Raw genomic sequence first — 12,575 nt, forward strand, 5'->3', positions numbered from 1 at the left:
TTGCGCGGCGTGCCCACCATTGCTGCCGTCACGCGGAAATGGATGGTGGGCACGCATCCGCCTCCGCTCTTCGAGCGGCAGCGGATGCTTTGCCCCCCTACGCAGGCAGTCTTATGACGGAATTAGAGCCTCAGCTCCGCCGTGGCCTGATCGAGCCAGGTCTTCGTCGCCTCGTCCAGCGCCGGCCGCACCTCGGCGCGGACGCGCGAATGATACGCGTTCAGCCAATCGAGTTCGTCGCGGCTCAGCATCGCGGCATCGATCAGGCGGCGGTCGATCGGTGCCAAGGTCAGCGTCTCGAACGCGTTCATCGGCTTCTCGGCACCCTTGATGTCGGCGGCGACGACCAGCTCGAGATTCTCGATGCGGATGCCGAAGCCATCGGTCTTGTAATAGCCGGGCTCGTTGGACAGGATCATGCCGCGCTTCAGCGGCGTGGTGCCGAGCTTCGAAATTCGCGCCGGACCTTCGTGCACCGAGAGATAGCTGCCGACGCCGTGGCCGGTGCCGTGCTCGAAATCGAGCCCGACGGCCCAGAGATATTGCCGCGCCAGCGTGTCGAGTTGCGCGCCCGTGGTGCCGTCCGGAAAGACGGCGCGCGCGATCGCGATGTGGCCGCGCAGCACGCGGGTGAAGCGGTCGCGCATCTCATCCGTCGGCTCGCCTATCGCCATGGTGCGCGTGACGTCGGTGGTGCCGTCTTCATATTGCGCGCCGGAATCGATCAGCAGGAGATCGCCGGGCGCGATCCGCCGGTTGCTCTTGCGGGTGACGCGGTAATGCACGATGGCGCCGTTCGGGCCGGTGCCGGAGATGGTCGGGAACGAGACGTCCCTGAGCGCGCCGGTGTCGCGGCGGAAGGTTTCCAGCGCCTCGACCGCGTCGATTTCGGTGAGCTTGCCGCTTGGCGCCTCGCGATCGATCCATGCGAGGAAGCGCGCCAGCGCCACGGCGTCGCGCAGGTGAGCCGTCTTGGTGCCCTTGATCTCGGTCGCGTTCTTGACCGCCTTCAGCAGTGCAACAGGATCGCTGCCGCGCACCGGCTTGCCGCCGGCCCCGCTGATCAGGCGGCTGAGTGCGTCGGCCGCTGTGGCATTGTCGAGCGCAATGGCCGCACCGCTCTTGGCCAGCGCCATCAGCGTCGGCGCCATGGCGTCCGGTTCGCGCACGTCGGCGGACTGCTCGAGATGGTCACGTGTGAGGTTGGAGAGCTTGCGGTGGTCGATGAAGATCGTGGGACGGCCGTCCTTCGGCACCAGCGCGTAGGACAGGGGCAGCGGCGTATGGGCGACGTCGGCGCCGCGGATGTTGAAGGTCCAGGCCACTGCGTGGCTGTCCGACAGCACCAAGGCATCGGTGCCGAGCTTGGCGATCTCGGCCTTGATCTGCGTCAGCTTCTCCGCTTCAGTGATACCGGCGTGCTGAAGGCTGTGCACCGCGACGGGGGCGAGCGGCGGCTGCGGCCGGTCCTGCCAGATCGCGTCGATCGGATTGCTGTCGATCGCGACCAGCTCGGCCCCGGTCTTGGCGCACGCGGCGGACAATCGTTCGGCTGCCGAAAAAGTGTGCAGCCACGGATCAAATCCGAGGCGGTCGCCGGCTTTCAGATGCGCCGCCACCCAGCTCTCCGGCGGCGGGTCGATCAGCGATTCCACTACCCATGCCTTGGCATCGACCTGCTTGGCCGCCTGCAGCGTGTAGCGGCCGTCGACGAACAGCGCAGCCTCCTGCGGTAGAACCACGGCTAGTCCCGCCGAGCCGGTAAAGCCGGTCAGCCAGGCGAGCCGCTCTTCCGATGGCGGCACATATTCGTTCTGCTGCTGGTCAGCACGTGGCACGACGAAGCCGGTCAACTTGCGACGGGCAAGCTCTTCGCGAAGTGCGGCCAGTCGTGCCGCCAAGGCGACGCCGGCCTCCGGCTCCTCGAATGTCTGGAAGTGCGCTTCGAACATGGTGGATCACTTTAGGATCATGGAGATCAGTCCGCAATGTAGACGCATTTGCGTCGCATCTGGCATGGACTGTGCTTGAAATAGTTCCATTCGAATTGAGTGGAGTAAAGGATGTGGCAGTTGCGCTTCGTCCGGATAACAGGGAAATTCGAGCGGGTGGTTCATCTCAACGGCGAGGGGACACACGATGCCAGCGTTCACCTTTGAGAAGATTTCGCCGCCGGCGCGCCGCGCTCCGACAGCGGCAGTACCGAAGAAGCCGCGCGGCCTCATCAGCCAGATGATCGACCGTTTCGCCGAGCGCCGCGCCAAACGCGCCTTGCGGGGCAAGCGCGCGTCACGCCGCGACGAGAAGCCGGCCGAGTAGCGCGGCAAGGGAGCGCACCGCCGTCGCGACGCAGTTAGTTCATCCCACCTTCCTCAGCAGCAGACTGCTCCACCCCTCGATGCGCAGATGCTTCACCGGCACGAGGCCGCGGGCGCGGTAGGCGGCGATCACGGCGGGCGCCTGGTGCGTCAAGAGGCCGGAGAGGATGACGCGGGCGCCAGGCGCAAGGTGCTGCGTCATCGGGCTCGCCAATTGCCGCAACGGATTGGCAAGGATATTGGCGAGCACCAGGTCGAACGGGCCTGCACGCGCAAAATCCGGCGCGGCAAAGCCGGTCGCGCGGATCACCCGCACATGGTTGCCAACTTCGTTCAGCGTGGCGTTCTCGGCGGCCACCCGGACCGATGGCGGATCGATGTCGGAAGCCAGCACCGCGCGATGCAGCGCCTTCGCCGCCGCGATCGCCAGCACGCCCGTGCCTGTGCCGAGATCGAGCAGGCTCCTCGGGCGGGAGCTCTTCAGGACATGGTCAAGCAGAAGTAAACAGCCGCGCGTCGTGCCATGGTGACCCGTGCCGAACGCGAGCGCCGCCTCGATCTCGATGGCGAGCTTGTTCGGCGCCACACGGTCGCGATCGTGGCTGCCGTGCACGACGAAGCGGCCGGCCGGCACCGGGACGAGATCTTCAAGGCTGGCCTTGACCCAGTCCTTGGCTTCGACAGTATCGAAGACGAGCGTCGCCGCGATCTCATTTCCTGCTGAAGTTGCAACGAGTTCGCGCAGCCATGCCTGATCGGGCGCTGCGGCGAAATGCAACGTGACGTCCCAGCGTCCGTCAGGCCGCTCGAACGCGGCGACCGCCGCATCGCCGTCGAAAAAGACCTCGGTGAGCACGTCGACGACGCGCTTGGCGTCGGCTTCGCTGCCGATCGAAAAGCTGGCGCGATGGGTCGGGGAAGGCTGCATTCAGGGTTCCGTTGAGTTCAATTTTTGGAACTTTTGGTGCCCAGTTTTCGGACAAGTTGAGGTTCCCACATTAACGCGCCTGCAGTGTGTGCCCGTATATTTTCGGATGTACAAGCAAGTCCACGCAGCTTGGAATTGAAACGGAGGCGAGTCTTGAAGCGCATGATTCAGAAGTTCTGGTCGGATGAGTCCGGTGCAACCGCGATCGAATACGGCCTGATCGCCGCGGGTATCGCCCTGGCGATCATTACCGTGGTGAACGGCCTGGGCACCACCATGAACGAGAAGTTCACTTCGATTAGCACCTCCTTGAAGTAATTTCCGCCGCCATTTCCCAGCGGGGGCTACTTTCTTAAGGCTGTTCCTGATCACCGCCCGCTGGGGTTCCCCCTGGCGGGCGAGGTCGTTTTTGCCGCCCGACTTCACAGCTTATCCGCCTGCTTGTCCGGACTTTATCCACCACTTTTCCCCTGATCGCCCCGCCGATTTCCCACCGGCTTTCCCCAGGATCGCTCCTGGCCGTATCGCCCAGGCCTCCTCTGGCCGCTCACAGGCCTTTCGACAGCCTGCCCACAACCAATCCACAGTCCTATCCACGGCTCCCGAACAGGGCGCGGTGATCCCGCAGGATCGCCTGCGCGGCGTTATGGCCGGGCGCGCCGGTGACGCCGCCGCCTGGATGGGCGCCGGATCCGCAATGGTAGAGGCCTCTCAGCGGCCCGCGATAATCGGCGTGGCCCAGCATCGGCCGCGCCGAGAACAGCTGGTTCAATGTCAGCGCGCCGTGGAAGATGTCGCCGCCGAGCAGCCCGAATTGCCGCTCGAGGTCGAGCGGAGACAGGATCTGGCGGCCGAGCACGCTCGCCGCAAAACCCGGGGCATATTTGTCCACCGTCGCGATCATGAGATCGGCGACCTCTTCGCGATGGTCGTCCCAGGACCTTCCATCGGGAAGCCCTGGGGCGACATGCTGACAGAACAGGCTCGCGACATGCTTGCCGGGCGGGGCCAGCGTGTCGTCGAGCGTGGAGGGGATCAGCATCTCCACCACGGGCTCGCGGCTCCAGCCCTGGGCGCGCGCGTCGAGCCAGGCACGGTCCATATAGCCCAGACTCGGCGCCAGGATGATGCCGGAGGTGAGGTGATCGCCCTCGCCTGAGAGCGCCGTGAAGGAGGGCAGGCGGTCCAGCGCCACATTCATCCGGAAGGTGCCGGAGCCATTCTTCCAATGCCGGATGCGGGCGAGGAAGTCCGCAGGCAGAGCATCGGCCGCGATCAAGCGCGTGTAGAGCAGCTTTGGATTGACGTTGGCCGCCACATATTTCGCGCGGATCGCAGAGCCGTTCTCCAGCACGATTCCGACGGCGCGGTCGCGCTCGACGATGATCTCACGCACACCGGCATCCGTGTCGATCGCGACGCCGCGGTCGCGCGCCGCGCGCGCCATCGCCTGCGTGATCGCGCCCATGCCGCCGATGGCGTGGCCCCACACGCCCTTCTTGCCGTTCACCTCCCCGAACGCGTGATGCAGCATCACATAGGCCGAGCCGGCGGCGTAGGGGCTGGCATAGTTGCCGACGATGGCGTCGAAGCCGAACAGCGCCTTGACCAGATCGTACTCGAAACGTTCGTCCAGCATCTCGCCGGCCGAACGCGTGAACAGATCGAGCAGGCTGCGGCTCTGTTCCAGCGTCAGGCCGCGGAGAATGTTGGCGCTCTGCAAAGCGTTCACGGCCTCGCGGATCGCGTTGGTGCCAAAACCGTCGAGCAGGTTCGGCGGCGCGCGCAGCACGAACCGCCTGAGCACGTCGGCAATGTCTTCCAGCTCGCGCGCGAAGCCGTCGAGCGCTTCCGCATCATGCGCGCTGAGCCGCGCCACCGAGGCTTTCGTTCGCCCCTCGCCGGTGAGGAGATAGCTGCCGTCCGGCGCGGGCAGAAAATTCTGCGCACGCCGCTCGACGATGCGCAGGCCCTGCTCAGCGAGCTTGAGGTCACGGATCACCTGCGGATTGAGCAGGCTGACGGTGTAGGCGGCGACAGAATTGCGAAAGCCGGGGTGAAACTCCTCCGTCACCGCGGCACCGCCGACCACCTTGCGCCGTTCGACCACGCGCACGCGCAGGCCCGCCATCGCCAGATAGGTCGCGCAGGTGAGGCCGTTGTGGCCCGCGCCGATGATGATGACGTCGGTATCGGTCATGACTTCCTTGGCGTCATTCCGGCGCTACTCGGCAGAGCCGAACTATGGTGCGGGCTCCGCACCGGAGAATCTCGAGGTTCCGGGTTCGATGCTGCGCATCGTACCGGAACGACATCTCTATATCAGGCATTCCTTGCTGCAACATCACGCCACACTTTATTGCCCGTCCAGGCGCCTTGTGCTCCATTGCGCGCGATCCGGCGCCCGCCGGGGTTTGAGCCGGAGCATTCATGGATTCGATCGTGCAACCCGCCGCCACGGAGCAGCCGTCGTCGTCGCGCAACCGGCTGCTGCTGACGATCTACACCGCTGCGATCTTCGTCAGCGCGCTCCTGCTGTTCTCGGTGCAGCCGCTGTTCACCAAGATGGTGCTGCCGCGGCTCGGCGGCTCGCCGGCGGTGTGGTCGGTGGCCATGGTGTTCTTCCAGTCGCTGCTGCTGGCCGGCTATGCCTATGCGCATCTGCTGATGCAGGCGCGGAACCGGATCGTCCCCGTCGCGGTACATCTGGTGCTGCTGTTCGCCGCCTTCGCCACGCTGCCGCTCGGCATCGCCTCCGCCTATGGCGAGCCGCCGGCTTCGGGCTACGCGGTCTGGCTGCTCGCCCTGTTCGCGGTCTCGATCGGGCTGCCGTTCTTCGCGCTCGCCGCGAACAATCCGCTGCTGCAGGCCTGGTTTGTCCGCACCGGCCACCCGGCCGGGCATGATCCCTATTTCCTCTACGCCTCCTCCAATATCGGCAGCTTCCTTGCGCTGTTGTCCTATCCGTTCCTGCTGGAGCCGATGTTCACGCTTCAGATGCAGAACCGGTTCTGGACCGGTGGCTATGGCCTGCTGATACTCCTCATCGGCGCCTGCGGCGTGCTGATGTTGCGTTCGCCGAAGCTGGCGCTGACCGACACGCGGGCCGAGGACGTGAATGCACCCGCGCCCGGCCTCTTGACGCGGCTGCGCTGGATCTTCCTCGCCGCAGTGCCCTCGGGTCTGCTCATCGCCGTCACCGCGCACATCTCGACCGACGTCGCGGCGGCGCCGCTTTTGTGGGTGCTGCCGCTGTCGCTTTACCTCTTGACCTGGGTCGTCGTGTTCCAGTCGCGGCCGCTGCTGCCGCACAAATGGATGCTGATGCTCCAGCCGGTCGCGATCGCCGGCGTCGTCGTCCTGCTGGCTTTCGGCGGCGAGCAGAACCTGCTGCTGACGCTCGGCGGACATCAACTCTGCTTCTTCGTCATCGCCATGGCCTGCCACGGCGAGCTGGCGCGGACGCGGCCGGCCGCAAAATATCTCACCGGATTCTATGTCGCGCTGTCATTCGGCGGCATGGTCGGTGGCTTGTTCGCGGGGCTGCTTGCGCCCTTCACCTTCTCGTGGATCGCCGAATATCCGATTCTGATCGCGCTTGCCGCGCTGTGCCGTCCGTCCGCGAATGAGCGGCTGGCCGCAATCGTCAAATGGTACTGGCTGGCGCTCGCCGCGATCGCGGTGGCGCTCATCGCGCCGTCATACACGACCGGCGGCCTCCTGACTTGGTTCGAGGATCATCGCGTCTGGGTCGCCGGCGCCGTCGGCGTGCTCGCCGCGCTGCTCGCGCTGATCCTCAATGCCGGACGCTGGAAGATCTTTGCCACCGTCGCGCTGGCGCTGGCGTTGATCCGCGTTTATCCCGCGGACGAGGGCCGCGTCACGACCGTGCGCAGCTTCTTCGGCGTGCACAAGATCGTCGTGACGCCCGGCGGTTATTTCCACGTGCTGATGCACGGCACCACCATTCATGGCGCCGAGCGCTTCCGCAACAATGACGGCACGCCTGTGACCGGCCGGCCCGAGCCGATCACCTATTATCACAAGGACGGCGGCATCGGTCAGGCGGTCAGCGCGATCCGCGAGCGTAAGGGCGCGCCGCTGAAGGTCGCCGCGATCGGCGTCGGCTCCGGCACGCTCGCCTGCGCCGCCGAGCGGGGGGAGGACTGGACCTTTTTCGAGATCGACCAGTCCATGGTCGATGCGGCGCGTGATCCCAGGAATTTCCGCTACATCTCGAGCTGCATGCCGGACATGAAGCCTGTCATCGGCGATGCGCGCCTCACCTTCGCCAAGGAGCCCGACGGCGCCTATGATCTCGTCATCGTGGACGCCTATTCGTCCGACGCGATCCCGATCCATCTTGCGACCGAAGAGGCGATGAAGATCTACAAGGACAAGCTCGCGCCGCACGGTGCCGTGGTGATGCACGTCTCGAACCGGCATCTGGATCTCGAAACCGTCGTCGTCGGTATCGCGGACGCCAATGATCTCAAGAGCTGGGTCTTCAACGAGGATTCCGGGCGCGATGGTGACTACATCTTCTCCACCGACGTCGTCATCTCCGCGCGCGAGGAGGCCGACATCGGCAGGCTCGCGTCCTCCAAGCAATGGGAACAGACCGAAGCCGACGACAGGGTGCGAGTCTGGACCGATGACTATTCGAACATCCTGGGCGCGCTGTATCGGCGTTGGAAGAATGGGGAGTAGGGGACACGAGCGCGGCCTAAGGCGCCACCGGCGTCCCCACCGGCAGCGCAATTCCCTTAGCGCCGGCCACCTCTCGTAATAGATCCGGCCTGTCCGAGATGATGCCGTCGACGCCGAGCTCGATCATGCGCGTCATGTCCTCGCGCTTGTTCACCGTCCACACCACGACGCGCAGTCCGAGCGCGTGGGCCTCCGAAACCAGAGGAGCGGTCACGTCGCCGAAATAGGGCGACCAGATCGCGCCGCCCGCAGCCTTGATCGTGCGCGGCAGCGAGCCGGCGTGATCGGCCGGGTTGAACCCCGCCGTCCAGTTTGTCGCCTTGTCGAGCGCTACCGTCGGAGCCAGGCCGCGCTGGATCGTCAGGTACGCGGTCGGGATGTTCGGCGCCTGCTGCTGGACGCGACGCAAGGTTCGCCAGTCGAACGACTGGATCATGACGCGATCGGAGACTCCCTCGGTCTCGATCACCCCGAACAGCTTCGCGACGAATTCTTGCGGATCAAGCGTTTCATCGGGACGGTTCGGATCGATCTTGGTCTCGATGTTGAAGCGCACTTGCCTGTTGCCGGACTTGCGCACCAGCGCGAACAGCTCGCGCAAGGTGGGAATGCGAGTCCCAGGGACGGCACGCTGGTCCGGAAATTGTTTCGCATAGGCACTGTCCGGCCGAATCTGGCCGACGTCATAGGTCCTGATCTCGTCGAGCCGCAATTTCACGAACGGCGTGCCGGGCGGAGCGATGTAGGCGCCATCGGGCCGCCGTGCGAGATCGGGATTGAGCCCGCGCTCATGCGCGACGATCACTTCGCCGTCGGCGGTGACGCCGACGTCGAGCTCCAGCGTGTCCACGCCCATCGTCAGCGAATGGGCGAAGGCGGGCAGGGTGTTTTCCGGCAGCAGCGCCCGCCCGCCGCGATGCGCCTCGAGGTCGAAGGCCAAATCAGATCCCATGGCTTGTCCGGCAGTGAGCAGCGAGAGCAGCACCGGGATTGTCGTGGCACGTGATGGCATGGTGCCTCGACGGTTCAAGGCGGTTGATGGTCGTCGCGTCAGTTCTGATAGTAGTAGCCGCGCGGCTGATAAACCTGCCGCGGCTGCGGCTGATAGTAATAGCCCTGCTGGCCGTAGCCCTGGTCGTAATAGGGCCGCGGCTGCTGCTGATAGACCTGCGCGTCGTAGAGCGGGCGGGTGGCCGAGCGCGGCGCCGGATAGCGCGCGCCGGTGTCGCTGCCGTCGGCCGGGTAGATGTAATTGTCGGCCTGCGGCATGTAGCGCCGCGCGGGCTGCGCCGGCGGGGTCAGGTCCACGGGGGCGCCGGTGGTCGCGTATTGGTCTTCGGCCGGCTGCGGGGCGCGGGCCACCGCAGTGTTGTTGCGGCCGCGCGGATTGCGCGCCAGCGCCACCTGTGCCGAGCCGGTCAGCGTCACCGTGGTGTTGAGCACGCCCTGCTGCTGTACCAGCGCATAGAGCGTCGAGGCATTCTGACGCGACAGGCGCACGCAGCCATGGGATGCCGGCCAGCCGAGCCGGCCGACCGAGTCGGTGCCGTGGATGGCGTGCCCGACCTTGGTGAAGAAGATCGCGTGCGGCATCGGCGCGTCGTCGAATTCCTTGGAGTAGTGATCCTCTTCCATGCGGAAGGCCCGGAAGGCGCCGTTCGGCGTCTCGCGCGAGGGGAGGCCGGTCGACACCGGCCAGCGGTAGCGCGCGACCCCGTCGACGGCGACGGTCATCTGCTGGTTGTCCTTGTCGACGGTGATCTCGACCTTGGCCTGCGCGGTGCCCGCGCTCAAAAGCATCAGGGATGTGAAAGCAATAAAAAACGAACGCATCTGACTTCTGGCCTCCGGCCTGTTCACGCTTAGCGCCGCGGCTCTCCGTCCCCCGGCGTGCATTATGCCTGCAGCCCGGCGTTGGTTCCAGCGGCCAGCCTGTCCATCGTTAACGTGATGGCAGGCGTAAGCAAGGCCGCTTTGTGCCGCGCCGGCCGGCGGCGCTGACATTTTCGCGAGCGCAGCGTGGTCAGTTCTTGAGCCGGTAGCCGGTTCGGAAAATCCACCAGATCACGACCAGGCAGATCACCAGGAAGGCCAGCGTCATGCCGATGCTGACGGACACGCTGACGTCCGCGATCTCGTAAAAGCTCCAGCGGAAGCCCGAGATCAGATAGACGACCGGGTTGAGCAGCGCGACCGTGCGCCAGGTCGGCGGCAGCATGTCGATGGAATAGAAGCTGCCGCCGAGGAAGGTGAGCGGCGTCACCACCAGCATCGGAATCATCTGCAGCTTCTCGAACCCGTCGGCCCAGATGCCGATGATGAAGCCGAACAGGCTGAACGTCACCGCTGTCAGCACCAGGAAGGTCAACATCCAGACCGGATGCTGGATGTGCAGCGGCACGAACAAGCCGGCGGTTGCCAGGATGATCAGGCCGAGGATGATCGACTTGGTGGCGGCGGCGCCGACATAGCCGAGCACGATCTCGAAATAGGAGATCGGCGCCGACAGGATCTCGTAGATCGTGCCGGTGAATTTCGGGAAGTAGATGCCGAACGAGGCGTTGGCGATGCTCTGCGTCAGCACCGAGAGCATGATCAGGCCCGGCACGATGAAGGTGCCGTAGCTGACGCCCTCGACCTCGCTGATGCGCGAGCCGATCGCGGCGCCGAATACCACGAAATAGAGCGAAGTCGAGACCACGGGCGAGACGATGCTTTGCAGCAGCGTCCGCCAGGTGCGCGCCATTTCGAACAGGTAGATGGCTCGGATGGCGCGGTGGTTCATGACGTCCTCACGAGGTCGACGAAGATGTCCTCGAGCGACGATTGCGTCGTGTCGAGGTCGTTGAAGCGGATGCCGGCGGTGCGGAGGTCGCCGAGCAGGCTGGTGATGCCGGTGCGCTCGCCCTGGGTGTCGTAATCGTAGACCAGCGTCGCGCCGCCGTCGCAGAGCTCGAGCTCGTAATGGCTGAGGCTTTCCGGCAACGACGAGACCTTGTTCTGCAAATGCAGCGTCAGCCGCTTCTTGCCGAGCTTCTGCATCAAGGTGGTCTTGTCCTCGACCAGCACGATCTCGCCCTTGTTGATGACGCCGATGCGGTCGGCCATCTCCTCGGCTTCCTCGATGTAATGCGTGGTGAGGATGATGGTGACGCCGGACTGCTGAAGCCCGCGCACCACCTCCCACATGCCCTTGCGCAGCTCGACGTCGACGCCGGCGGTCGGCTCGTCCAGGAACAGGATCTGCGGCTCGTGCGATAATGCCTTGGCGATCATCACGCGGCGCTTCATGCCGCCCGAGAGCGTGATGATCTTGTTGTCCTTCTTGTCCCACAGCGAGAGGGCCTTCAGCACCTTCTCGATGTGATCGGGGTTCTTCGGCTTGCCGAACAGGCCGCGGGAGAAGCTCACGGTCGCCCACACGCTCTCGAAGGCGTCGGTGTGCAATTCCTGCGGCACGAGGCCGATCAGCGAGCGCGCCTTGCGGTAGGAGGCCTGGATGTCCTCGCCGCCGACCAGGACGCGGCCCTCGCTCGGATTGGCGATGCCGCAGATGATCGAGATCAGCGTGGTCTTGCCGGCGCCGTTGGGGCCGAGCAGCGCAAAAATCTCGCCGCGCTTGATGTCGAGATTGACGTTCTTGAGTGCCTTGAAGCCGGACCCATAGGTCTTCGACAGATTGGCGACGGAAATGATGGAAGACATGATGGCCGCAAGGCTGAGGAGCAAAGGCTGGGGGAGGGGCCGGACCATCCAGGAGGACAGGTCGGCGGAGCCCTGAAATAGGAACGCCATTGTCCCTCCGCAATTCCCCGGAGAAAAATGGTCTCAAAACAGGCGCTTTAGCGGCATGTTCCGGGCAAGTGTTGCGCGATGGTCACGGCTTGCTGCTAAGATTGGCGCTCACGCGCCTCTTTGTTGCGTCTGCGAGCGCGCCGTGGCTACGATTCCGGCCAATCGCGAAGCGTATTGTCTCCAGGGAAAAGATCGATGAGACCGAACGGCCGTCACACCGCCGGCGCCAGCCAATTGTCCGCCCTCCGTGTTTGGGCGATGGGCCTGCTCCTGCTGTCAGCTGTTGCCATCAGCCCGACCACCGCCAAGGCCGCGCCGAGCCAGGCCGCGGCGGCGACCACGCATGTCTATCTGCTCCGCGGCGTGCTCAACATCTTCTCGCTCGGCCTCGACACGATCGGCGCCCGCCTCCAGGCGCAGGGCATCCCGGTGACCGTCGCCAATTTCGTGTCCTGGTCCTCGCTCGCCGATGAAGCGGCGGCTGCCTACAAGGCCGGTCGGCTCAAGACCATCATCCTGGTCGGCCATTCCTCCGGTGCGACCGCGCTGCCCGACATGATCGCCAAGCTCAACCAACTCGGCGTGCCCGTGAAGCTCGCGATCGGCCTCGACTCCGTGTTCAAGACCAAGCTCTCGACCGGCGCGGAACGCTACATCAACATCTATATCGGTGACGGCCCCGGCGAGCCGGTGCGGGCCGCGGCCGGGTTCCGCGGCAAGCTCGACAATGTCGATGTCCGCGGCACCGGAGTCGGCCACGTCTCGATCGACAAGAACGAGGCGATCCAGCGCCGTGTCATCGCCGAGATCAATGCCGCGATCAT

Annotated in this window: 11 protein-coding genes; 4 read left to right on the forward strand and 7 right to left on the reverse strand. The window is 65.1% G+C overall.

The window, feature by feature from the left end; genetic code table 11:
- Positions 1 to 122: 122 nt before the first annotated feature.
- Positions 123 to 1,952, reverse strand: a complete 1,830-nt coding sequence (locus ACM43_RS13160; protein WP_271540476.1) for an aminopeptidase P family protein — start codon at positions 1,950 to 1,952, stop codon at positions 123 to 125.
- 187 nt (positions 1,953 to 2,139) lie between these two features.
- On the opposite strand from ACM43_RS13160, the gene ACM43_RS13165 reads away from it, so the two are divergent.
- Positions 2,140 to 2,319: a hypothetical protein gene (locus ACM43_RS13165; RefSeq protein WP_271540478.1), complete on the forward strand. Its 180-nt coding sequence runs from the start codon at positions 2,140 to 2,142 to the stop codon at positions 2,317 to 2,319.
- Between the two features lie 39 nt (positions 2,320 to 2,358).
- Here ACM43_RS13165 and ACM43_RS13170 read toward each other — a convergent pair whose 3' ends face one another.
- Positions 2,359 to 3,246, reverse strand: a complete 888-nt coding sequence (locus ACM43_RS13170) for a 50S ribosomal protein L11 methyltransferase (RefSeq protein WP_157284762.1) — start codon at positions 3,244 to 3,246, stop codon at positions 2,359 to 2,361.
- Between the two features lie 162 nt (positions 3,247 to 3,408).
- Here ACM43_RS13170 and ACM43_RS13175 point away from each other — a divergent pair, with 162 nt between their 5' ends.
- Positions 3,409 to 3,564, forward strand: a complete 156-nt coding sequence (locus ACM43_RS13175) for a Flp family type IVb pilin (RefSeq protein ID WP_085968950.1) — start codon at positions 3,409 to 3,411, stop codon at positions 3,562 to 3,564.
- 271 nt (positions 3,565 to 3,835) lie between these two features.
- Here ACM43_RS13175 and ACM43_RS13180 read toward each other — a convergent pair whose 3' ends face one another.
- Positions 3,836 to 5,446 (reverse strand): phytoene desaturase family protein, encoded by a 1,611-nt coding sequence (locus ACM43_RS13180; RefSeq protein WP_271540481.1) that lies wholly within the window; start codon positions 5,444 to 5,446, stop codon positions 3,836 to 3,838.
- A gap of 230 nt (positions 5,447 to 5,676) precedes the next feature.
- Between ACM43_RS13180 and ACM43_RS13185 the strand changes: the two genes are divergently transcribed.
- Positions 5,677 to 7,956 carry a fused MFS/spermidine synthase gene (locus ACM43_RS13185; protein WP_271540483.1) on the forward strand — a complete coding sequence of 760 codons (2,280 nt, stop codon included), beginning with the start codon at positions 5,677 to 5,679 and terminating at the stop codon, positions 7,954 to 7,956.
- A gap of 16 nt (positions 7,957 to 7,972) precedes the next feature.
- Here the strand turns inward: ACM43_RS13185 and ACM43_RS13190 are convergent, their stop codons facing one another.
- The 4 genes from ACM43_RS13190 to ACM43_RS13205 all read right to left on the reverse strand — a co-directional run bounded on the left by ACM43_RS13190 (position 7,973) and on the right by ACM43_RS13205 (position 11,661).
- On the reverse strand, positions 7,973 to 8,968 hold the full coding sequence (locus ACM43_RS13190; RefSeq protein WP_271540485.1) for a glycerophosphodiester phosphodiesterase: 996 nt from the start codon (positions 8,966 to 8,968) through the stop codon (positions 7,973 to 7,975).
- A gap of 38 nt (positions 8,969 to 9,006) precedes the next feature.
- Positions 9,007 to 9,789, reverse strand: a complete 783-nt coding sequence (locus tag ACM43_RS13195) for a L,D-transpeptidase (RefSeq protein ID WP_271540487.1) — start codon at positions 9,787 to 9,789, stop codon at positions 9,007 to 9,009.
- A gap of 190 nt (positions 9,790 to 9,979) precedes the next feature.
- On the reverse strand, positions 9,980 to 10,741 hold the full coding sequence (locus tag ACM43_RS13200) for an ABC transporter permease (RefSeq protein WP_126255290.1): 762 nt from the start codon (positions 10,739 to 10,741) through the stop codon (positions 9,980 to 9,982).
- Positions 10,738 to 11,661 carry an ABC transporter ATP-binding protein gene (locus ACM43_RS13205; RefSeq protein WP_271540491.1) on the reverse strand — a complete coding sequence of 308 codons (924 nt, stop codon included), beginning with the start codon at positions 11,659 to 11,661 and terminating at the stop codon, positions 10,738 to 10,740. Before ACM43_RS13205 ends, ACM43_RS13200 begins: the two co-directional genes overlap by 4 nt.
- Positions 11,662 to 11,946: 285 nt before the next feature.
- Here ACM43_RS13205 and ACM43_RS13210 point away from each other — a divergent pair.
- Positions 11,947 to 12,575, forward strand: a 629-nt coding sequence (locus ACM43_RS13210; protein WP_271540493.1) for a hypothetical protein, incomplete at its 3' end; no start/stop codon positions are given.

Source organism: Bradyrhizobium sp. CCBAU 45321, from assembly GCF_028128975.1.
In the GTDB taxonomy this organism is placed as follows: domain Bacteria; phylum Pseudomonadota; class Alphaproteobacteria; order Rhizobiales; family Xanthobacteraceae; genus Bradyrhizobium; species Bradyrhizobium yuanmingense.

Coding starts and splice junctions, on each gene's coding strand:
- ACM43_RS13160 (WP_271540476.1), bottom strand. CDS start 1,952: ATGTTCGAAGCGCACTTCCAGACATTCGAGGAGCCGGAGGCCGGCGTC.
- ACM43_RS13165 (WP_271540478.1), top strand. CDS start 2,140: ATGCCAGCGTTCACCTTTGAGAAGATTTCGCCGCCGGCGCGCCGCGCT.
- ACM43_RS13170 (WP_157284762.1), bottom strand. CDS start 3,246: ATGCAGCCTTCCCCGACCCATCGCGCCAGCTTTTCGATCGGCAGCGAA.
- ACM43_RS13175 (WP_085968950.1), top strand. CDS start 3,409: ATGATTCAGAAGTTCTGGTCGGATGAGTCCGGTGCAACCGCGATCGAA.
- ACM43_RS13180 (WP_271540481.1), bottom strand. CDS start 5,446: ATGACCGATACCGACGTCATCATCATCGGCGCGGGCCACAACGGCCTC.
- ACM43_RS13185 (WP_271540483.1), top strand. CDS start 5,677: ATGGATTCGATCGTGCAACCCGCCGCCACGGAGCAGCCGTCGTCGTCG.
- ACM43_RS13190 (WP_271540485.1), bottom strand. CDS start 8,968: ATGCCATCACGTGCCACGACAATCCCGGTGCTGCTCTCGCTGCTCACT.
- ACM43_RS13195 (WP_271540487.1), bottom strand. CDS start 9,789: ATGCGTTCGTTTTTTATTGCTTTCACATCCCTGATGCTTTTGAGCGCG.
- ACM43_RS13200 (WP_126255290.1), bottom strand. CDS start 10,741: ATGAACCACCGCGCCATCCGAGCCATCTACCTGTTCGAAATGGCGCGC.
- ACM43_RS13205 (WP_271540491.1), bottom strand. CDS start 11,661: ATGTCTTCCATCATTTCCGTCGCCAATCTGTCGAAGACCTATGGGTCC.